This window comes from Sphingosinicella rhizophila, assembly GCF_032378825.1.
Classification (GTDB): domain Bacteria; phylum Pseudomonadota; class Alphaproteobacteria; order Sphingomonadales; family Sphingomonadaceae; genus Allosphingosinicella; species Allosphingosinicella rhizophila.
Window position 1 is genome coordinate 301243 of the sequence record NZ_JAVUPU010000001.1, and the last position, 21736, is coordinate 322978.

General features: G+C 62.0%; 16 protein-coding genes. 6 read left to right on the forward strand and 10 right to left on the reverse strand.

Annotated features, from left to right (window positions below; translation table 11 throughout):
- Window positions 1–173 precede the first annotated feature (173 nt).
- Window positions 174–2207: a putative bifunctional diguanylate cyclase/phosphodiesterase gene (locus RQX22_RS01400; protein WP_315722957.1), complete on the forward strand. Its 2034-nt coding sequence runs from the start codon at window positions 174–176 to the stop codon at window positions 2205–2207.
- Here the strand turns inward: RQX22_RS01400 and mfd are convergent.
- Together mfd and RQX22_RS01410 are read right to left on the reverse strand one after the other, a co-directional pair.
- Window positions 2204–5668: a transcription-repair coupling factor gene (mfd, locus tag RQX22_RS01405; RefSeq protein WP_315722958.1), complete on the reverse strand. Its 3465-nt coding sequence runs from the start codon at window positions 5666–5668 to the stop codon at window positions 2204–2206. The two genes, RQX22_RS01400 and mfd, sit on opposite strands and share 4 nt — an antisense overlap.
- The gene (locus RQX22_RS01410; protein ID WP_315722960.1) at window positions 5669–5935 is read right to left on the reverse strand and encodes an FAD assembly factor SdhE; all 267 of its coding nucleotides are present in this window, start codon (window positions 5933–5935) and stop codon (window positions 5669–5671) included.
- A gap of 119 nt (window positions 5936–6054) precedes the next feature.
- On the opposite strand from RQX22_RS01410, the gene recG reads away from it, so the two are divergent.
- Window positions 6055–8112, forward strand: coding sequence for an ATP-dependent DNA helicase RecG (gene recG / locus RQX22_RS01415; RefSeq protein WP_315722962.1), 2058 nt, complete (start codon window positions 6055–6057; stop codon window positions 8110–8112).
- Here the strand turns inward: recG and tyrS are convergent.
- Window positions 8098–9318, reverse strand: coding sequence for a tyrosine--tRNA ligase (tyrS, locus tag RQX22_RS01420; RefSeq protein WP_315722963.1), 1221 nt, complete (start codon window positions 9316–9318; stop codon window positions 8098–8100). The two genes, recG and tyrS, sit on opposite strands and share 15 nt — an antisense overlap.
- A 60-nt stretch (window positions 9319–9378) precedes the next feature.
- Between tyrS and RQX22_RS01425 the strand changes: the two genes are divergently transcribed.
- Together RQX22_RS01425 and RQX22_RS01430 are read left to right on the forward strand one after the other, a co-directional pair.
- Window positions 9379–9927, forward strand: coding sequence for a DOMON-like domain-containing protein (locus RQX22_RS01425; protein ID WP_315722965.1), 549 nt, complete (start codon window positions 9379–9381; stop codon window positions 9925–9927).
- The gene (locus tag RQX22_RS01430) at window positions 9924–11123 is read left to right on the forward strand and encodes an exo-beta-N-acetylmuramidase NamZ family protein (protein ID WP_315722967.1); all 1200 of its coding nucleotides are present in this window, start codon (window positions 9924–9926) and stop codon (window positions 11121–11123) included. The genes RQX22_RS01425 and RQX22_RS01430 overlap by 4 nt, the downstream gene beginning before the upstream one ends.
- A 9-nt stretch (window positions 11124–11132) precedes the next feature.
- On the opposite strand, the gene RQX22_RS01435 is transcribed toward RQX22_RS01430, so the two are convergent.
- On the reverse strand, window positions 11133–12311 hold the full coding sequence (locus RQX22_RS01435) for a vWA domain-containing protein (RefSeq protein WP_315722968.1): 1179 nt from the start codon (window positions 12309–12311) through the stop codon (window positions 11133–11135).
- A gap of 105 nt (window positions 12312–12416) precedes the next feature.
- On the opposite strand from RQX22_RS01435, the gene RQX22_RS01440 reads away from it, so the two are divergent.
- Window positions 12417–13826 carry a methyl-accepting chemotaxis protein gene (locus RQX22_RS01440; RefSeq protein ID WP_315722970.1) on the forward strand — a complete coding sequence of 470 codons (1410 nt, stop codon included), beginning with the start codon at window positions 12417–12419 and terminating at the stop codon, window positions 13824–13826.
- Here RQX22_RS01440 and RQX22_RS01445 read toward each other — a convergent pair whose 3' ends face one another.
- The 6 genes from RQX22_RS01445 to RQX22_RS01470 form a co-directional block, all read right to left on the reverse strand.
- The gene (locus RQX22_RS01445) at window positions 13827–14669 is read right to left on the reverse strand and encodes an AAA family ATPase (RefSeq protein WP_315722972.1); all 843 of its coding nucleotides are present in this window, start codon (window positions 14667–14669) and stop codon (window positions 13827–13829) included.
- Window positions 14670–14780: 111 nt separating this feature from the next.
- Window positions 14781–15449 carry a DUF6975 family protein gene (locus tag RQX22_RS01450; RefSeq protein WP_315722974.1) on the reverse strand — a complete coding sequence of 223 codons (669 nt, stop codon included), beginning with the start codon at window positions 15447–15449 and terminating at the stop codon, window positions 14781–14783.
- 166 nt (window positions 15450–15615) lie between these two features.
- The gene (gene rpoD / locus RQX22_RS01455) at window positions 15616–17643 is read right to left on the reverse strand and encodes an RNA polymerase sigma factor RpoD (protein ID WP_315722976.1); all 2028 of its coding nucleotides are present in this window, start codon (window positions 17641–17643) and stop codon (window positions 15616–15618) included.
- Window positions 17644–17652: 9 nt separating this feature from the next.
- Window positions 17653–19512: a DNA primase gene (gene dnaG, locus RQX22_RS01460; RefSeq protein WP_315722978.1), complete on the reverse strand. Its 1860-nt coding sequence runs from the start codon at window positions 19510–19512 to the stop codon at window positions 17653–17655.
- Between the two features lie 3 nt (window positions 19513–19515).
- Complete coding sequence (locus RQX22_RS01465; protein ID WP_315722980.1) at window positions 19516–19902, reverse strand: DUF559 domain-containing protein; 387 nt, start codon at window positions 19900–19902, stop codon at window positions 19516–19518.
- A gap of 38 nt (window positions 19903–19940) precedes the next feature.
- Window positions 19941–20393, reverse strand: a complete 453-nt coding sequence (locus RQX22_RS01470; protein WP_315722982.1) for a GatB/YqeY domain-containing protein — start codon at window positions 20391–20393, stop codon at window positions 19941–19943.
- 148 nt (window positions 20394–20541) lie between these two features.
- Here RQX22_RS01470 and carA point away from each other — a divergent pair, with 148 nt between their 5' ends.
- Window positions 20542–21714, forward strand: coding sequence for a glutamine-hydrolyzing carbamoyl-phosphate synthase small subunit (gene carA, locus RQX22_RS01475; protein WP_315722984.1), 1173 nt, complete (start codon window positions 20542–20544; stop codon window positions 21712–21714).
- Window positions 21715–21736: the final 22 nt, after the last annotated feature.

Below are 21736 nucleotides of genomic sequence, written 5' to 3' on the forward strand. Positions count from 1 at the left end.
AGTCAATTCCCGCAACGGGAAGTAGGAATCGGTTGCTCGGAGAATGACGAAGCGCCGCCGCCGCGGAGGTGCGTCTTGCGCTGGTTGTGCCGTGCGGGCACAGCAGATCTAAACCGATTGTTGCGCTGCCCTCGCCAGGATAGACGGATATTCGAACAGGGAGGAGGACGGAAATGACCGCTGCTGGCGGAGCGGCGCCGCTCTTCATTCTGTCCTTCCGCCATCGTGACGAACTCATTGCCATGGTGGAGCGGGCAGGGTGGCAGCCAATCGCCGCCAGGCGCACGGACAATGCCGAAAGTCGCTTCATAAGCTGCGGAGCCAGCGTTGCAGTGATTGACGCCCGCGGGGCCCTTGAAGAGGGCCGGGACGCCGCCCGCTTGCTTGCCGATCCGGTCGAAGCCAATGCGTCCGCCCTGCTGGTCCTGTTGTCGCGGAACGACAGCGATGCGTTGGATGCGTTCCACGATGCCGGCGCCACTCATTTCCTGGTCAGTCCTTTCACCGAGCACCAATGCCTTCAAGCCATCCATTATGCACACCGACACGCCGAGCGGGTGGGCGGACGACGCCCGCTGCGACGGGACGATGGAGGACAGCGCGAAGCGGGTGCGTCGTGGCGCTGGCAGCCCGGCTCAAAGACTGTCGAGCTCAGCCCTGCATTGGCCCGAGAGGCGGGACTTGGCGAAGATCAAGGCCGCAGGATCAGCCTGATGGATCTTTTCCGGAGACTCGATGCCGATGGCCGCAAAGCCGCCCGCGTCGCCGTCGCACGCCTGCTGGCCACGGGTCAGTCGACTGCGTTCGCCCATACCGACAGCGAAATCGATGGATTGAGGTTTGCCCATCATGTCCGCGTCGATCGGGAGGGACAGGGGATTGTCGGCCGGACCGAAGCCATCTCCAATCGCGACGGCTCCGATACGGCCTCCCGCGATTCGCTGACCGGCGTCCGTAGCGGACGCGCGGCGCGGGACTGGATGCGCGAACAACTCGGTTCCGCCTCGGCGGCGCAACCGGCGCTCGTCCTCCTTCTGCTCGCCGTCAGCCGGTTCGACACGATCAATGCCGCCTTTGGCCGGCCGACCGGCGATGCGGTGCTGCAGGCCACCGCCCGCCGCATCGAGCGCATTGTCGATGCCGACGGCCAGAGGTGCCTGGTGGCGAGACTTGCCGGGGCGGAATTCGCAATCCTGCTCGCCGCGCCCACCAGCCTCAAGGAAGGGCGATTTCTGGCCGGCCAGTTGATCGAGGCGATCGGACGGCCGTTCATGTCGGGCGACCATGTCATCACGCTCGGTAGCCGGGTCGGCATCGTCGGCTCGATGGCAGATGACGATCCTGCAAGCCTGCTTAGGCGAGCAAGCGCGGCGCTCGCCGAAGCCAAGAGCGCGGAAAGCGGTCCGATCCATGTTCTGGACGCGGACTCCGCGATCGACAGCAAGCTCGGCGACCAGCTGGAAATCGACCTGCGGAAAGCGCTCGACAAGGATGAGATCGAGATATTGTTCCAACCGCAGGTCTCCGTCACCGATGGCCGCATCGTCGGCGTCGAAGCGCTCGCCCGGTGGCGGCACGCAGACTTTGGCGAATTGGGCGCCGCGACCTTGTTCAGCGTCGCCGAGCGATCGGATTATCTGGTCCAGCTGTCCGATCATGTTCAACGCAAGGCGGTGGCCGCAGCGGCCGCATGGCCGCAAACGCTGTCCTCGGTCCGGCTCGCCGTCAACATCACCGCAGCGGATATCGCCCAGCCCGATTTCGCCAATCTCTTCCTCGCCATGATCGATGCAAGCGGTTTCGACCGCAGTCGCCTGACCGTCGAGATGACCGAAAGCGGCCTCATCGAGGATTTGAGCGCAGCCGCCGACCTTCTGGCTCAGCTCCGCGCGGGGGGGTTGCGAGTGGCGATCGACGATTTCGGCACCGGCTATTCCAGCCTTGCCTATCTGAAGGCTCTGCCACTCGACTATCTGAAGATCGACAAGCGGCTGTGCGAAGACATTACCGGTTCGCCGCGCGATCAGATCGTGGTCAGAAGCGTTATCGACATGGCGAGATCCCTAGGATTGGAAGTGATCGCCGAAGGCGTGGAATCCGAGGCGCAGCTCGCGCTCCTCGCCCGCGAAGGTTGCGCCTTGTACCAGGGTTTCCTCTGTTCGCCGCCGATCGATGCCAAGGCGCTGACCGCCCTGATCGACCATTAGGAGAGGATTTTCGCCAGCCCCTTGGAAAGCTGTAGCGCACCGTTGAGCCGTGCCTGCGGATCGTTCCAGCTGCGGGTGATGACCAATTTGCTGTCGGGACGCAGCTTGGCCGTCCCCTGAAGGCGCTGCACGTAGGCAATCAGCCCGGCAAGGTCCGGGAAGCTGTCATTGTGGAATGTGACCAGCGCGCCTTTTGCCCCGACATCCAACTTGGCTATGCTGGCGATGCGGCAGTTGAGCTTGATCTCGATGATCCTCAGCAGATTGGACGTCTCCGGGGGCAGCTTGCCGAAACGATCGATGAGCTCGGCTGCGAACGCCTCGATGTCCTGGCGCGATTCGACCTCGCTCAGTCGGCGATAGAGACCCATGCGCAAATCGAGATCGGGTACATAATCTTCGGAGATGAGGATCGGCGCATCGACATTGATCTGCGGCGAAAACTGCTCGCGCCGTGGTTCCAGTCCGCCAGCCTTGGCCTCCAGGATCGCATCTTCGAGCATGGATTGGTAAAGTTCGAAGCCGACCTCCTTGATGTGGCCGGATTGCTCGTCCCCCAGCAGATTGCCGGCACCACGTATGTCGAGGTCGTGGCTGGCGAGCTGAAAACCGGCGCCAAGCGAATCCAGATTGGCGAGCACCTGAAGCCTCTTGTCTGCCGTCTCGGTCAACACACGATTGGCCGGTGTCGTAAAATAGGCATAAGCACGGGTCTTGGCACGGCCGACCCGTCCCCGGAGCTGGTAGAGCTGGGCGAGGCCGAAACGGTCGGCACGGTGGATGATCAGGGTGTTGGCGCTCGGGATGTCGAGACCGCTTTCGATGATGGTCGTAGATAACAGCACGTCATATTTGCGGTCGTAAAAGGCCGACATCCGTTCCTCGACCTCGGTCGGCGCCATTTGACCATGCGCCATTACGTAACGAACCTCCGGCACTTGTTCGCGGAGGAAGCGCTCGATGTCCGGCAGATCGGCGATGCGCGGCGCCACGAAGAAGCTCTGGCCGCCGCGATAATGTTCGCGCAGCAGCGCCTCGCGCACCACGACAGGATCCCAGGGCATGACATAGGTGCGCACGGCCAGCCGGTCGACAGGGGGTGTCTGGATGACGCTCAGTTCGCGAAGCCCCGACATCGCCATCTGCAGCGTACGCGGGATCGGCGTTGCCGTGAGAGTCAGGACGTGGACATCCGCCTTCAGGCCCTTCAGCCTTTCCTTGTGGGTCACGCCGAAATGCTGCTCCTCGTCGATGATGACGAGCCCGAGCTTCTTGAACTCGATCGACTTGGCGAGAAGGGCGTGGGTGCCGATGACGATGTCGATCTTGCCGGCCGCCAGGCCGTCCCGCGTCTCCTTGGCTTCCTTGGCGGGAACCAGGCGGGAAAGGCGCCCGATCTCGATCGGAAAGCCCTGATAGCGTTCCTTGAAATTGGCATAATGCTGTCGAGCCAGCAAAGTGGTCGGACAGATGAGGGCGACCTGCAGCCCGGCCATGGCCGCGATGAAAGCCGCCCGCAGCGCCACTTCCGTCTTGCCGAAGCCGACATCGCCACAGACCAGCCGGTCCATCGGTCGGCCGGCTCCCAGATCCTCGACGACGTCGGCGATCGCCCGATCCTGGTCATCCGTCTCTTCATAAGGAAAGCGATCGACGAAGGCGGCGAAGCCCGTATCCGGCTGCGCCACGGTGCCGGGACGCAAGGCACGCTCGGCCGCGGTCTTGATGAGCTCGCCCGCAATCTCGCGGATCCGCTCCTTCATCCGCGATTTGCGCCGCTGCCAGGCCTCCCCGCCCAGCCGGTCGAGGGTCACGTTCTCGCTCTCGTTGCCGTAGCGCGACAGGACGTCGATATTTTCGACCGGAACGTAGAGCTTGTCGCCGCCCGCATATTCGAGCGCGACGCAATCGTGAGGGCTGGTGCCGACCGGGATCTGAGTCAGTCCTTCATAGCGGCCGATGCCGTGATCGGCATGGACCACCAGATCGCCCGGGCTGAGCGTCGCAAGCTCGCTCAGGAAGGCATCGGCGCTCTTGCGGCGCTTGCGCCGATGCACCAGCCGGTCACCGAGCATGTCCTGTTCGGTGAGGAGCGCGACATCACGCGTCGTGAAGCCGTGATCGAGCTGGATGACGGTGAGGGCGACCATGCCCTTGCCGGCCGCGCCGAGCGCCTGTTGCCAGCTATCCGCTTCCTGGAGGGAAGTGAGACCATGGTCATGCAGCAGCCCCTTCAAACGATCGCGGGCGCCATTCGAATAACTGGCCAGGACGATCTTCCGCTTGGCGCGCTTCAGCGCGGCGACATGATCAACAACGGCTTCGTAGATATTGGCGTTTTGCGATCGTTCGGGCGCGAAATCACGAGGCGCCTCTATCCGGAAATCAACGACCGTTTCGCCTTCCGGCTGAGGGAAAGGGGTTGCTAGGTGCAATGGACGCGCGACGATCAGCTGCTCCCATTCTTCTCGGGTCAGATAAAGCGTTCCAGGCTCCAGGGGCCGATAGCTGCCCGGATCTGCGGACAAAGCACGGGCGCGATTCTGGTAATAATCGGCAACCGCCTCGAATCGCGCGTCCGCTGCCCCGGCATCGCCGGCATCGCGAACGATGATGTCGGAATCGCCGAGATGGTCGAAGAAGCTGGCCATCCGTTCCTCGAACAAGGGCAACCAATGATCGATGCCCGCTAGGCGACGGCCCTCCGACACTGCCTGATAGAGAGGGTCGCCGGTGGCGGTGGCGCCGAACTTCTCGCGGTAGCGCGAGCGAAATCTCCTGATGCTCTCTTCATCCAGCAAGGTCTCGGAAGCGGGGAGGAGAGTGAATCCATCCACCGTGCCGGTCGTCCGCTGGGTCGCCGGATCGAAGCGGCGAACGCTTTCGATCTCGTCCCCGAAGAAATCGAGCCGCAGCGCCTGGCTTTCACCCGACGGGAACAGATCGACGAGGCCACCCCGCACCGCATATTCGCCGGCATCGGCAACCGTATCGCTGCGGACATAGCCATTGGCCTGGAGCAGTAAGGCCAGCCGGTCGCGATCGATCCGTTCTCCCGGCTTCAGACTGGCCACCAATTGGCGGATGCGGAAGGGGGTCAACGTGCGTTGGGTGGCAGCATTGACGGTGGTAACGACCAACTGCGGCTTGTCGAACTTGCGCTGGAGCGCATGGAGCGTCGCCAGCCTTTCGGATGAAGAACGAAGCGACGGCGAGCTACGGTCATAGGGAAGGCAGTCCCAGGCCGGAAAGCTCAGTGTCTCCAGCTCCGGTGCGAAATAATGCGCGGCATCGACGATATGCCGCATCGCCGCTTCATCAGGCGCGATGAAGACAGCACGCGCATTCGACCGAACGGCCGCCCGGGCAAGGTCGGCGGCCAGCCACGGGACGAATCCCGAGGGCGTTCGAGCGAGCGTGATCGGCCGTGAGGCCGAAATGATCTTGGCGAGTTCGGTCATCTATTCGGGATATTGGATGTAATCGAGGATCTGGAGGCGTCGCATCATTTCGCCCTGGTAGCGCTCGGGCGGCGGTGCGGTTCCGATCGCCCAGGCCATGATGTCGACATCCTGTTCCTCCAGGAAGGTTTCGAACCAGAGCGCTTCCTGATCGCTCCAGCTGTCGGCATAGCGATCGAAATAGCCGCCGATCATAAGATCGGCTTCCCGCGTACCGCGATGCCAGGCGCGGAAGCGCAGGCGCTTGAGGAAGGACGTGCGGTCCATGCTACTCCATAGAAAAAGAGCTGCTCCGGCCTTGCCGTGCAGCTCGTCAGAAAAAGTGACGATGCTGAAGGTGGGAAAATCCGTTCCCACTGCCCGGCATCATGCTAACCCATGTAGCGATGCGTCCCGACATTCTCAATCCGCTGTTCGCCGAAGTCGAGGTTCTCAAAGGTATCGGACCGCAGCTTGCCAAGCCTTTGAAGCGGCTCGCGCTGAATCGCGTGATCGACATCCTCTTCCACCTTCCGCTTGGATGGATCGATCGGAAGCGCGTCGATAGGCTCGATGCCGCCGATGTCGGACAAATGATCTGCGTCGAAGTGACTCCGGTCGACTATCGCCAAGGCGGGCCGAGAAGCCCGTTCCGTGTCCAGGCGACAGATCGTGCCGGCCAGTATCTCACACTGACCTATTTCAACAATCCGGGCTGGGCGAAAAAGCAGCTTCCCTTGGGCTCGGCGCGGATCGTCTCGGGCAAGCTCGAAAGCTACGGCCAGGAATTGCAGATCGTGCACCCGGACCATGTTCTGCCTCCGGAAGGAGCGTCCACCATTCCAGAGCGCGAACCCGTTTATGCTCTTTCGGAAGGCCTGACCAATTATCGCCTCGGCCAAATCGCGGTACAGGCAATGGCACGGATCCCGGAACTGGACGAATGGACCGAGCCGAGCCTGCTGGCCAGCCGGTCCTGGCCGGGATGGAAGGAGGCGCTGGTCACGGCGCATCGGAATCCCGCGGACGCCGTGGCGCGCGAGCGTCTCGCCTATGACGAGATATTCGCCAACCAGCTGGCCCTGATGCTGGTCCGCGCCTCGTCGCGCAAGCGGCGCGGGGTTCCACTGAAGGGCGACGGCAGGCTGCGCGACGCGCTGAACCTGCCCTACAGACCGACAGGGGCCCAGCTCCGCGCCGTCGCGGAAATCGAAGGCGACCTGCAGCAGCAGGTGCCGATGCTCCGGTTGCTGCAGGGGGATGTCGGGTCGGGCAAGACATTGGTAGCGCTCATGGCACTGCTGACGGCCGTCGAGGCGGGCGCGCAAGGCGCTTTGATGGCTCCGACCGAAATACTGGCCCGCCAGCACTTTGACACGCTGTCGCGGCAGTTGGCGGGCCTGCCTGTCAACGTCGCGATTCTGACCGGCCGCGAGAAAGGCAAGCTCCGCGAAACCGTCCTGATGGGGCTTGCCGACGGATCGGTCCATATTCTGATCGGCACCCATGCCATTTTCCAGCAGGCCGTCTCGTACAGGAAGCTCGGTCTTGCCGTCATAGACGAGCAACATCGTTTCGGCGTCGCACAGCGCATGATGCTGGCGCAGAAGGCGGAACATCCCCCGCATCTCCTGGTCATGACCGCCACGCCGATTCCGAGGACGCTTACGCTGACCCACTATGGCGAAATGGACATAAGCCGGCTCGACGAGATGCCGCCCGGACGTCAACCGATCGAGACCCGGGTGATGAGCTGCGATCGGCTTGCCGAGGTGGTGGAGGCACTCGGCCGCCATATCTCGCATGGCGGGCAAGCCTATTGGGTCTGCCCGCTGGTCGAGGAAAGCGAAGCATCGGACCAGGCCGCTGCCGAGGCGCGGGCCGAAATGCTTCGGCATCGATTCGGTGATCGTATCGGCCTTGTTCACGGCCGCTTGCGCGGGCCGGAAAAGGATCAGGTCATGGCCGATTTCCAGGTCGGGCGATTGGCCGTGCTTGTTGCGACGACGGTGATCGAGGTCGGGGTCGACGTGCCCAATTCCAGCCTGATGATCGTCGAGGGTGCCGACCGCTTCGGCCTCGCCCAGCTGCATCAGCTGCGGGGCAGGGTAGGGCGCGGCGAGGCGCGGTCGGTCTGCCTGCTGCTCAGGAATAACGGCCTCAGCGAAACGGCGCGCGCCCGGCTGGCGCTGATGCGCGAGACCAATGACGGCTTCCGTATCGCCGAGGAGGATCTGCGCCTTCGCGGCGCCGGCGAGATTCTCGGCACTCGCCAGTCCGGCGATGCCCAATTCCGACTTGCTTCTCCAGAGCAGATCCAGAACTTGATCCAGCCCGCGAGCGACGACGCTCGACTGTTGGTGGATCGGGACGGGGGCCTGAATGGGTCTCGTGGGCAGGCAGCGCGCGTCCTGCTCTATCTGATGGAGCGCGACGCGGCGGTAGGGCTGCTACATTCGGGTTAGCAGGCCGTGCTTTTTCTTGCCTGCCGAGATGCGGACGTCGTCGGCGACGGCAATCAGCGTGTCCTCATCCGCGCGCGCGCCATCGACGCGAGCACCGCCACCGGCAATGAGCCGGCGTGCCTCGCCCTTGGAGGCTACCAAGCCGAGGCCGACAAGGGCGTCCACCAGGGAAATGGTGCCGTCCACCGTTAACGTGGGCAAGCCATGGCCGGCCGATCCTTCCTCGAATGTCTGGCGGGCTGTGGCCGCGGCTTCGGCAGCGGCGCCGGTTCCGTGCAGCATCGCAGTTGCAGCGTCGGCCAGCACTTTCTTCGCCTCGTTGATCTCGCTCCCTTGAAGCGCATCCAGCCGACCGATCTCGTCCAGCGGAAGATCGGTGAACAGGCGCAGGAAGCGCCCGACATCGGCGTCCTGCGTGTTTCGCCAGAATTGCCAATAATCATAGGCATTCAGCTGTTCGGGATTAAGCCAGATCGCGCCGGCCGCGGTCTTGCCCATCTTGGCACCGTCCGCGGTCGTGATCAGAGGAGTCGTCAAACCGTATAACTGCCTGCTGTCGATCCGCCGGCCAAGCTCGACTCCGTTGACGATATTGCCCCATTGATCGGATCCGCCGAGCTGGAGCAGGCACGATCTTCGCCGCGAAAGCTCCAGGAAGTCATAGGCCTGAAGAATCATGTAGTTGAATTCGAGAAACGTGAGCGGTTGCTCACGCTCCAGTCGCAGACGGACGCTGTCGAATGTCAGCATGCGATTGATGGTGAAGTGCGGACCGACGTCGCGGAGAAGGTCGATATACCCCAATTTGCTGAGCCAATCGTCATTGTTGACGAGAATGGCATCGGTCGGCCCTTCGCCGAATTTCAGGAACGGCTCGAAATTCCGTCGGATCGAGGCAATATTGGTCTCGATCAACTCGTTGGTCAGCATCTGCCGGCTTTCGTCCTTGCCGGATGGATCGCCGACCTTCGTAGTGCCGCCGCCCATCAATACGATGGGCTTGTGCCCCGCCTGTTGCAGGCGGCGTAGCATCATGATCTGGACGAGACTGCCGACATGAAGGGAAGGCGCGGTTGCGTCGAAACCGATATAGGCCGGGACGATCTGCCGCGCGGCAAGCGCGTCCAGACCTTCCGGATCGGTGATCTGGTGGATATAGCCGCGGCTGCCGAGCAGGCGAAGGAGGTCGGAACGAAAATCGGTCATGGGCGCGCGATTATCACGAGGGGCGAATGTTGAACAGGCGTGTCACCGAGGGGGCAAGCTTTGCGCCTGACGTTGCAACCGCACCCGGATTGGCCGGGCGATGCTGTCACCGGCATCGAGGCTGAAGCCTTGCGCACGGCGCGCGGCGAATTGGAGCTGTGCTATTCCGTCACCGGCGCCGTCGACGAACTGCTGATGCCGCCCTTCACCCAATCGGTCCGCACCGACGGGCTTTGGCGCCACACCTGCTTCGAAGCATTCCTGCGGGCGCCCCAGAGCGACGCTTATTATGAATTGAACTTGGCGCCATCCAGCCAATGGGCTGCCTATCACTTCGACAGCTATCGCGACGGCATGAGAATCGCCGACATCCCGGCTATTGCCATCGCGGCCAGCACGAACGGAGGGCGATATGAGATGCGCGCCGGGCTGGATCTGACGGCGCTCGACCTTCCCACCGAAGCACCTTGGCGGCTTGGCCTATCGGCAGTGATCGAGCAGAGGGATGGACGCAAATCTTTTTGGGCCCTGGCCCACCCGCGGGGACAGGCCGATTTTCATCATGAGGATTGCTTTGCCCGCCAACTCCCAGCAGCGGAGCCTTTATGAAATTTGGCCTCGACCGACTCCTTGCCGAACCGGAATTGCGGACGCCGCTCCAGGGCAAACGCGTTGCCCTGCTCGCGCACCCCGCGTCGGTCACCAAAGACCTCACCCATTCGCTGGATGCCTTGATCGACGCCGGGGTCAATATTTCCGCCGCCTTCGGCCCGCAGCACGGGCTACGCGGCGACAAACAGGACAATATGATGGAATCGCCGGATTATGATGATCCGGTCCACGGCATCCCCGTGTTCAGCCTCTATGGGGAGGTGCGAAGGCCTACCGGCCAGATGATGGACACTTTCGACATAATGCTGGTCGATCTCCAGGATCTGGGTTGCCGGATCTACACCTTCATCACGACCCTGCTTTATGTCCTCGAGGCGGCTGCCGAGCATGGCAAGCAGGTCTGGGTGCTCGATCGGCCAAACCCGGCCGGACGGCCCGTTGAGGGCCTCACGCTTCGCCCGGGCTGGGAAAGCTTCGTCGGCGCCGGGCCCTTGCCCATGCGCCATGGTCTCACGCTCGGGGAACTGGGCCAATGGTTCGTCGACAAGATGCGGTTGGACGTCGATTATCGGGTCGTCGAGATGGAGGGCTATGACCCCGAAGCCGCGCCTGGTTTCGGCTGGCCCCTGAACGATCGGATCTGGATCAACCCAAGCCCCAACGCCCCCAATCTCTGGATGGCCCGTGCTTATGCCGGCACCGTCATGCTCGAAGGCACGACGCTTTCCGAAGGACGCGGCACCACCCGGCCGCTCGAGTTGTTGGGGGCACCCGATCTCGATGCGAGAGCGTTGGCCCAGGAGATGCGCCGGCTCGCGCCGCAATGGCTCGATGGTTGCCTCATGCGCGAGTGCACGTTCGAGCCGACCTTCCACAAACATGTCGGCCGGCTCTGTCACGGCGTTCACATCCATCCCGAAGGCCCGCATTACGATCATTCGGCCTTCAAGCCCTGGCGGCTTCAAAGCCTCGCCTTCAAGGCGGTCCGGAACCTCAATCCCGATTATGAACTGTGGCGCGACTTCCCCTACGAATATGTTCACGACAAATTGGCCATCGACGTCATCAACGGCAGTCCGTTGCTGAGAGAGTGGGTCGATGATCGGGGGGCCAGGCCCGAAGATCTGGAGCGGCTGGCTCGCCACGACGAGCGCGCCTGGGAAGACGAGCGCCGACCTTATCTTCGCTATTAGGACCTGGCTCTAATTCTTCCGGCGCAGGCTTCGCATCGCCTCGTCCAGCCCATGCAGGGTGAGAGGGAACATTCGCCCCTGCATCAACTCCTGAATCAGCCGGACGGACTGGGAATAGCCCCAATATTTCTCGTCCATCGGATTGAGCCAGACGGCTGATGGGTAGGTGTTGGTGATGCGCTGCATCCACACGGCACCGGATTCCTCGTTGAAATGTTCGACGGAACCGCCCGGATGGCTGATCTCATAGGGGCTCATCGAGGCGTCTCCAACGAACACCAACTTATAGTCATGGCCATATTTGTGGAGCACGTCCCAGGTCGGTGTCCGCTGGGTGAAGCGGCGGCGATTATCCTTCCACACGCCCTCGTAAAGACAATTGTGGAAATAGAAGAATTCTAGATTCTTGAACTCGCTGGTGGCAGCGGAAAATAATTCCTCGCAGACCCGGATGTGGGGATCCATGGAACCGCCGACGTCCAGGAAAAGCAGCAGTTTCACGGCGTTGTGTCGTTCCGGACGCATCTGGATATCGAGCCAGCCCCGCCGGGCGGTGCCGTCGATGGTGGAATCCATATCGAGCTCCTCGGCCGCGCCTTCGCGCGCGAAACGGCGGAGGCGGCGCAAGGCGACCTTTATATTGCGCGTTCCGAGCTCCCGCGCGCTGTCGAGGTTGCGGAACTCCCTCTTGTCCCAGACCTTGATTGCCCGGCCGCGGCCGCCTTCGCCGCCGATGCGAACCCCTTCGGGATTGTAGCCGCCATTGCCGTAGGGAGAGGTGCCGCCGGTACCGATCCACTTGCTGCCGCCCTGGTGCCGTCCCTGTTGCTCTTCCAGCCGCTTCTTGAGCGTCTCCATGATCTCGTCCCAGGAGCCGAGTGCCTTGATCTCCTCCATCTGCTCCGGTGTCAGATAAAGCTCCGCAACCTTCCGCAGCCATTCCTCCGGCACCGGAACGGCCTCCATCCCATGAGCGGCTTCCAGCCCATTGAAGACCTTGCCGAACACCTGGTCGAACCGATCGAGCAGGCCTTCATCCTTCACGAAGGTTGCGCGGGCGAGATAATAGAAGTCTTCGGGGCGGCTGGCGATCACCTCGGCATCGAGCGCCTCCAGCAGGATCAGATGCTCCTTCATCGAGGCATTGATCCCCGCGCTGCGCAGTTCGTCGACGAAGGAGAAGAACATGGCGCGGTTCTAGCGCGACTGCCGCGGCCGGACCAGCGGCGACTGGTTAAGGCCCTCTCAACATTTCCCGCCTAGACATCCGACTTCGTAAAGCGGAGGGTTCAGGTGGCCAGTTCAACGACCGAAGGGCCGGGGAGCAATGCGATCGCCGTCGTCGCGCGCAATTGCGGTTCGCTTGCGATCGAATGCAGCGACGTATCCGGCTATATTGCCGGTGTTTCCGATCGGATTTCAGCCAATCTCAAGACACTGGATACGCTTGAGGAGGTGACCAGCAGGTTGCTGGCCGACCAGGCACGCGTCGCGGAATCGACCGACGAGGCGCGCCTGCTGGCCGAACAGGCGCGGGAACGATTGGGGGACGGGCGGGCTGCCGTCGAGGATACGGTCGCGATCTTCAGCGGCCTCACCGACCTGGTCGTCCAACTCGGCGAACGCATGGCCGGCTTTGCTGCAGCAATGAGCCAGGTCCAGAACGTATCCAGCAGCATCGAAAATATCGCCGCGAAGACCAATATGCTGGCGCTCAACGCGACGATCGAGGCAGCGCGGGCAGGGGAGGCGGGCCGATCCTTCGCCGTCGTCGCCGCCGAAGTGAAGAAGCTCGCCCAGGATACCCGTACGGCAACCAGCGAGATCGGGGCGACGATCGCCTCATTGACGCGGGAAGCGGAGATGGTGACTTCGGAAATCGAAAGCGGCGTCGGCCGCAGCCGCCTTGCCCAAAGCAACTTTGCGACCATCACCGATACCGTGCGCGCCGTCGCCGACATCGTCGCCATGGTGGATCGCCAGACCGATGGTATCGCCCAGTCGACCGCGATGATCCAGAAGAGCGTCGACAGCGTGAAGGGCGGGCTCAGCGCCTTTGCCGCCGACGCACGCGAAAATGGCGGCGAATTGATGCAAACCCAGGAGCGCTTGGGTAAACTCGAAAGTCTCTCCAACGACATGCTCGACCGGCTTGCCAGTTGCGGCGTCCCAATCGACGATACCCAGTTCATCGAACAGGCCAAGCGGGTGAGCAGCGAGCTGAGCGCTATGATCGAAAAGGCGGTCGCCGCGGGACAGATCCGCCTGGATGCGGTGTTCGACAACGACTTCGTGCCGATCCCGGGGACCAATCCACAGCAATATCGCAACGGCTTCTGCGACTTTGCCGACATTCATGTCCAGCCCGTGCTGGACAGGGTGGTGGCCGAAAATAGCCGCATCTATGATTGCGTGATCGCTGATATGAACGGCTACCTCCCGACCCATCATAGCGCTCGGTCGCAACCTCAAAGCGCCGACGTCACATGGAATTACGAACATTGCCGGAACCGCCGCATCTTCGGAGGTGCCGTGATGGAACGGGCGATCCGGTACGAGAAGGACTTCACGCTCTTCGCCTATCGAATCGATCTCGGGGATAATCGCTACCTGCCCGTCAAGACCGTGTTCGTCCCCGTCCATATCCACGGCAAGCGCTGGGGCAATCTCGAGATCGCCTATCGCGAGGAAGCCAAAGACTGATCAGGCGCCGCGCCGGCTCATGAATGCCAGGCGTTCGAACAGCATGACATCCTGCTCGTTCTTGAGCAGGGCGCCATGGAGCGGCGGGATCGCCTTCGCCGGGTCCTTGGATTGAAGCACCTCCAGCGGCATATCTTCATGAAGGAGGAGTTTCAGCCAATCGATCAGTTCGCTTGTAGACGGCTTCTTCTTCAGGCCCGGCACCTCGCGAATCTGATAGAACATGTCCAACGCCTTCGCGACGAGCAGCTTCTGGATGCCGGGAAAATGGACATCGACGATCGCCTGCATCGTTTCGCGATCGGGGAATTTAATGTAGTGGAAGAAGCAACGGCGCAGGAAAGCGTCGGGTAGCTCCTTTTCGTTGTTGGAGGTGATGACGACGATCGGCCGTTCCTCCGCCCGGACGGTTTCCCCGGTCTCATAGACATGGAATTCCATCCGATCGAGTTCCTGGAGAAGATCGTTCGGAAACTCGATATCGGCCTTGTCGATCTCGTCGATCAGGAGGACGGGAAGGACGGCGCTGGTAAAAGCTTCCCAGAGCTTGCCGCGCCGAATGTAGTTGGAGATGTCATGGACCCGAGGATCGCCTAACTGACCGTCGCGAAGCCGCGCCACTGCATCATATTCGTATAACCCCTGATGAGCCTTGGTCGTGGACTTCACATGCCATTCGATCAATGGGGCGCCGATCGCGCCGGCAATCTCATGCGCCAGAACGGTCTTTCCAGTGCCCGGCTCGCCCTTGACCAGCAGAGGACGACGAAGCGCCACGGCGGCGTTGACGGCCACCTTCAAATCTTCGGTGGCGACATAATCGTCCGTGCCTTCGAACCGCATGAGGCTTTGCCTTTCCGCAAACGTCAGGTTTGGGCGGGCATAGGTGAGGGGTGTACGCGGCGCAAGCACGCCACTCTTATGAAAGAAGGCGAGCGCACGAATACACCCGCTTCAGCCTTCGCGGGCCTGCTGACGCGCTTCGAGCAAATCCCAAAGGCCGTAATGCTGGATCAGAATCTGCTGTGCCCCGAACAACAAGGCGCGTTGGGTCGAGGGACTGTCCGCGAAGCTGTCTGCAAGGCGACGAAGACGTTCCGGCTGGGCCGCATCATAGGGTTGGACCTCCACGCCGAAGCGGATAGCAGCGGCATCGAGCGCGCTGCGGACATATTGCCAGTCAAGTGCGACGGCGATGGCGGCGCCGAGAGCGCAACCGTTGCGTTCCGATTGGGCAAGCATTTCGAGCGCATGGGCCTGCCCCCGCACAGCATTGTCGCTGTCGGCGGCGCCGGGTGTGCTGGGAACGGGTCCAGCGGCCACGGCAAGCCGGGTCAGATAGAAGCGCTCGGCAGCGAAAGCAGTCGCAGCATCCTCGATCCAGTCGCGGGCATCCGGATCGACGACCCGCGCGGCGGCATGGTCGACCACGCCCGGATGAAGGCCGTGAAGCGTGCTCAGGAAATGAATGAGGTCGGCTAGGTTGCGGCTTGCATCGGGCCCGCTGAGCAGCTTTTGGCTGGTCGCATAGGAGTGGGCGGCACTTCCATGTTCGGTCACGCAGGCGAGCAACAGCTGCCCGGTACGGGCGCTACCTGCAATCTGGACCGATGCTGAAGCCATTTGGGCACTCCTGAAAGGGCTGCGATGCAGCAGCCTTACGTGCCGACTTATATCAATTGGCGTAAAAACGAGGTTTACGCGCCGTTAGTCCTATCGAAAGGCTGATTGCCCGCGCCACCGTTGCTCCCACCCCGCGTGAGTGGGAGACGCTGGGCCGGCCCCTTCATTATTGATCCAGGAAGCTCCGCATCTTGCGCGACCGCGATGGATGTTTGAGCTTGCGAAGCGCCTTGGCTTCGATCTGCCGGATGCGCTCCCGGGTGACGCTGAACTGCTGACCGACCTCCTCGAGGGTGTGGTCCGTATTCATGCCGATACCGAAGCGCATGCGGAGCACGCGCTCCTCACGAGGCGTCAGCGAGGCGAGCACCCTGGTGACCGTTTCCTTGAGATTGGCCTGGATCGCCGCGTCGACCGGGATGATGGCATTCTTGTCCTCGATGAAATCGCCGAGATGCGAATCCTCCTCGTCACCGATCGGCGTCTCGAGGCTGATCGGCTCCTTGGCGATCTTCATCACCTTGCGGACCTTCTCCAGCGGCATCGAAAGCCGTTCTGCAAGCTCTTCCGGCGTCGGCTCGCGACCGATTTCGTGAAGAATCTGCCGGCTCGTGCGGACCAGTTTATTGATCGTCTCGATCATATGGACGGGAATACGGATCGTCCGTGCCTGATCCGCAATCGATCGGGTGATCGCCTGCCGAATCCACCAAGTGGCGTAAGTGCTGAATTTGTAACCGCGACGATATTCGAATTTGTCGACGGCCTTCATCAGGCCGATATTGCCCTCCTGGATCAGGTCCAGGAATTGAAGCCCGCGATTGGTATATTTCTTGGCGATGGAGATAACGAGCCGAAGGTTCGCCTCGACCATCTCCTTCTTCGCGATCCGCGCCTCACGCTCGCCTTTTTGGACCTGGTTGACGATGCGGCGAAATTCCGGAAGCGACATGCCGGTTGCCTGGGCGATTTCGGAGATCTCGGTGCGGATACGCTCGATCGCGCCCGATTCCTGGGTGCAGAAAGCATTCCATTTCTTGTCGAGATTGCAGACGCGCTCGGACCAGCCTTCGTCCAGCTCATGCCCCATATAGGCGTCAAGAAAGGCACGGCGCGGAACCCGGTGCCGCTCGGCCAGCCTCAGCATCTGGCCGCCAAGTGCGGTCAGGCGCCGATTGTAGCTGTAGAGCTGGTCGACCAGATATTCGATCTTGGCGCCGTGGAACTGGACGCTTTCGACCTCGGAGGTCAGATCCTCGCGCAGCTTCTGATATTTGTTCTCTTCGGACAGGGGGAAATCCTGACCCGCTCCGAGCGCATCCATTCGAGACGATTGCAGCTTCGAGAATTTCTTGAACAAGGCGGTGATCGTGGAGAATTTCTCAAGCGCCTGAGGCTTCAGCAATTCCTCCATCGCGGCGAGCGAGAGAGTATTGTCTTCGTCATCGTCTTCCGTAGGGCGGGGCGTCCGGCGCTCGACCAGATTATCCTCATCGTCCTCGGCCTCTGGTTCATCCTCGACCTCTTCTTCTTCCTTGTAGGAAGGGCCGGCGGTCTTCTCGGAAATATCGCCGTCGGCGCCGGCTTCGTCGCCTTCGACTTGTTCGGGTGTCGGTCCCTTCGACAGCATGGCGTCGAGATCCATGATCTCGCGCAGCTGCATCTCGCCATTGTTGAGCGCGTCCGACCATTGGATAATGGCGTTGAAGGTGATCGGGCTTTCGCAAAGGCCCCAGATCATGATGTCGCGACCGGCCTCGATCCTCTTTGCAATCGCGATTTCGCCTTCGCGGCTGAGCAATTCCACCGCGCCCATCTCGCGCAGATACATACGCACCGGATCATCGGTCCGGTCGATCGTTTCCTTCTTCTTCTCGACGACAAAGCGCTCGTTCTCGGTACCGTCCATCTCTTCAGCGCCGGGCTCGGCTTCGGCTTCGGAATCGTCCTCGTCGGCCTCTTCATTCTCGACGATGTTGACACCCATCTCACTCAGCGAGGACATGACGTCCTCGATCTGATCGGTCGACATCTGGTCCTGGGGCAGGGCATCGTTCAGCTCGTCGACAGTGATATAGCCACGCTTCTTGGCGCGGGCGATCAGCTTCTTGAGGGTGGCCTCGTTGAGATCGATCAGCGGAGCGTCGCTGTTGTCCTGCTTCTCGTTGCTTTCGGCCATGTTCGTTTTCGCCATTCAAAAAACCTATTCTCTTGCAGCCGCATCGCTTTCGATCAGCGCTGCCAGCTGCCTGTCCGCCTCGTCCCGGGCCGTCCGGAGCCTTTGCTGCTCCTGGAAGGCCGCCTCATCGCCTTGTTCCTTCAACCTCGCGGTCGCGGCCGCCAGTGCCGCATCCAGTCCCGGCCCAGCCGCCAAAGTGTCGATCACCAGAACGAGATCGCGACATGCACGTTCCGAATCAGTATCGCGGCGGGTGAAGGAAAAAGCCAATCCTCGTTCGAGACGCAGCTTCTCCGCAAGAGACGCCGCGCCACTGTGGGCCAATATGGTATTTAACCGCTCCTGATCAAGCGCGCCGTGGATCATGGCCGCATCGAGCAGGGAATCACGAAGGCGGGCGGCCGACCGCTCGCTCAGCGGAAGTGCCGCGATCGCCTCTGCATGGGCCGGAATCACCGCAGGAAATCTCAGCAATCCCTGGAGCACCGCACGGCCGGTTTGTGCCCACAGCCCGCTCTGTCCCACGGTTCTTGCCCCTTCGGACGTCGGCTGACGAGGCTGGAAGCGGTTGCTGCCTTTCCCTTTCTGCCAATCCTGGCGCGGCGTCCAGACGGCCCGTCGCGGCCGCGTAAGCGCACCGAACCTCTCCATGAGTTCGTGACGATATTGCTCTCGCACGTCGCCATTGCCGATGGTTGCGACATGATCGAGCAGCCTTTTCTTGAGCCCCGCCTTGCTTTCGGGGGTCGTCAGGGGAACGGCCGTGACTTCGTGGCGCCAAAGCCGGTCCACTAGCGGCTCAGGATGTTCTAACAAGGCCTCCAGCGCGGCCCGCCCGCCGGCGCGGACGAGATCGTCGGGATCCTGCCCGGCGGGAAGGGTAATGAACCCGAGCGACCGTGCCGGGCCGATATGGGGAAGGGCCCGAAGCGCCGCGCGGAGCGCCGCCTTCTGGCCGGCCGCGTCGCCGTCGAAACACAGGATCGGATTTTCGCCGAGCCGCCACAAGCGCTCGAGCTGCCCCTCGGTCAAGGCGGTGCCGAGCGGGGCGACCGCTTCCCCGATGCCCGCCTGGTCGAGCGCGATCACGTCCATATAACCTTCGACCACGATCACGCGCCGCGAATCGCGACTAGCGGGCCCGGCCCGGTCGAGATTGTACAAGGTGCGGCCTTTGTCGAAGAGCGGCGTATCTGGAGAGTTCAGATATTTGGGTTCGCCAGCACCGAGGATGCGGCCGCCGAAGGCGATGACGCGGCCGCGCTGGTCCCGGATCGGGATCATCAGCCTCCCGCGAAAACGGTCATAGGGTTCCCGCTCCTCGCCCTCGGGAGCGATCAGCAGACCTGAATCGACCAGCTTCTCGATGCCATGATGCTTCAGCCCAGCTTTGAGCTTGCCGCGCGAATCCGGTGCAAAACCGAACCGAAAGCGGCCGAGGGCTCGTTCATCGAGCCCGCGCTGCTTGAGATAGTCACGCGCGGCGCCCCCTTCGACTCCGGCTAACTGCTCCTGGAACCAGGCTGCCGCCGCTTCCATGACATCATAAAGACTCGCGGCCCGTTCGGCCTTTTGCTGGGCCGCGGGATCGGGCGCGGGCACCGCCAGGCCGGCCGCATCGGCGAGTTCCTTGACCGCATCTATGAAGGGAAGGCCCCGCGAATCCGTCAGAAAGCGAATTGCATCGCCGTGCGCACCGCAGCCGAAACAATGATAAAAGCCTTTCTCGTCATTCACGGTGAAGCTGGGGGTCTTTTCCTGGTGGAACGGGCAACATGCCTTCCATTCCCGTCCCGCCCGCAGCAGTTTCACATGACGCCCGATCAACACGGACAAGCTGGTCCGAGCGCGAAGCTCGTCGAGGAACTGCGGGCTGAGACTCATTTTTTACGCCCCACCCGCATTGCGAGTGAGCTTGCGGAGTGGGCCGGGAGTCAGCGCTACAAGAATGCGACTCAATACTCCCTCGACGTTGAAAGGCACCTTGTTGTTCCGGAAGCGGTGCACGCAATATCCCACCGGTTCGATGCACAGAGTTCGACTCGCATCGGCTGACGCATTCCAACCATGCTGCCCGCCTTCACCTTCGACAACGAGCTTTGCCTGCCTGCACATGAATTCACAAATGAACGGTCCGACGGGCATTTGGCTATTGGATCTGTAACCGTCGACTTGTCGACAGCTAAGATGTGGCCACAAACGCCGCTCGGCCTCGGTGGCACCGCGCCGGAGTGTTTGTGGTCTCTTTGTCGGGCGCGGCTTGAATGGCGCCATTTCCACCCCCAATTCCTCACGCGAGCGCGGGAGGGGAATTATGCCAAGCGCGCCTTTACCAACCCGCTGGCCTTGCTCATGTCGAGCATGCTGGCATGGCGCTCTTTCAGAACGGCCATGACCCGGCCCATGTCCTTGACCGAGGTCGCACCGGTTTCGGCGACGATAATGTCTATCGCGGCCTTGGTTTCTTGCTCGCTCATCTGACGGGGCAGGAAGCCTTCGATCACGGCGACCTCGGCGGCCTCGGCCGCAGCAAGCTCGGCGCGCCCGCCTTGTTCGTACATGGCGATCGATTCGCGGCGCTGCTTGATCATCTTCTGCAGAACCTCGACGACGAGACCATCGTCGTCCGGCACCTTGTCCTGACCCCGAAGTTCAATGTCCCGATTCTTGATCGAGGAGAGGATCAGGCGGATTGCGGCGGTGCGCAGCTTGTCACCCGCCTTCATGGCGGAGACCTGCGCGGCTTTGATATCGTCACGAATCATGGAACATTCCTGGCGGCTGTTTGCGCTTCACGGGAAAGGACCGCCATAGCGGGGCGTTTCGGCTTTTAATAGATTGACGCTGCCGCGGCCTCCGACTAGCCGTCGAGCCTTAGCGACATCGAAAATTTTACGAAGGAGTGCCCGCCACATGGCCGACGCCAAACATTCGCCTGCGCCAAAGGGAGCGACGGGCGTATTGGCTCTGGCTGACGGGACTCTCGTCTGGGGAAGGGGATTCGGTGCCGAGGGCGAAGCGATCGGCGAGGTTTGCTTCAACACGGCGATGACAGGCTATCAGGAAGTGATGACCGATCCGTCCTATGCGGCCCAGATCATCAACTTCACTTTCCCCCATATCGGCAATGTGGGGGCCAATTACGAAGACTTGGAGGCGGATAATCCGCACGCTCTGGGCTGCATCGTCCGCGACGATGTGACGGCACCCAGCAACTTCCGTGCCGTCCAGACCTTCGACCAATGGATGAAGGTCAATGGCAGGATCGGGCTTGCCGGTGTGGATACGCGGGCGCTCACCCGTCGGATCAGGCTCCAGGGCGCTCCGAACGGCGTCATCGCCTATCGCGAAGATGGCAAGTTCGACACCGAAGCTCTGGTCCAGAAAGCGCGTGACTGGCCTGGGCTCGAGGGCATGGACCTGGCCAAGGAAGTGTCGTGCCGGCAAATGTTCCGCTGGTCCGGTGGCCGCTGGAAGATCGGCAGCGGTTACGGCGAACGCGAGGAGGATGAAAGCCTGCCGCACGTCGTCGCCATCGACTACGGCTCCAAGCGCAACATCTTCCGCAATCTGGCCGATGCCGGCGCAAGGATCACCGTCCTTCCTGCGACCGCCACTTATGAAGAGGTCATGGCGCATGAGCCGGACGGACTATTCCTCTCCAACGGTCCGGGCGATCCGGCCGCAACCGGCAAATATGCGGTCCCGGTGATTCAAAAGCTGCTGGAAACAGGCAAGCCCCTGTTCGGCATCTGCCTCGGTCACCAATTGCTAGGCCTTGCCGTCGGCGCCCGGACCAGCAAGATGCACCAGGGCCACCGCGGTGCCAACCACCCGGTCAAGCGCCTTTCCGACGGCCGGGTCGAGATCACCAGCATGAACCACGGCTTTGCGGTCGAGGCCGAGACCTTGCCGAAAAATGCCCGCGCCACGCATATTTCACTGTTCGACGGCAGTCTGGCCGGCCTCGAATTGACCGATAAGCCCGCGTTCAGCGTCCAATATCATCCGGAAGCGAGCCCGGGACCCCAGGACAGCACCTATTTGTTCGAGAAATTCGTCGGCGCGTTGCGGAGCGAGACGTGAATCCTCCGCTCCTTCCATCTCG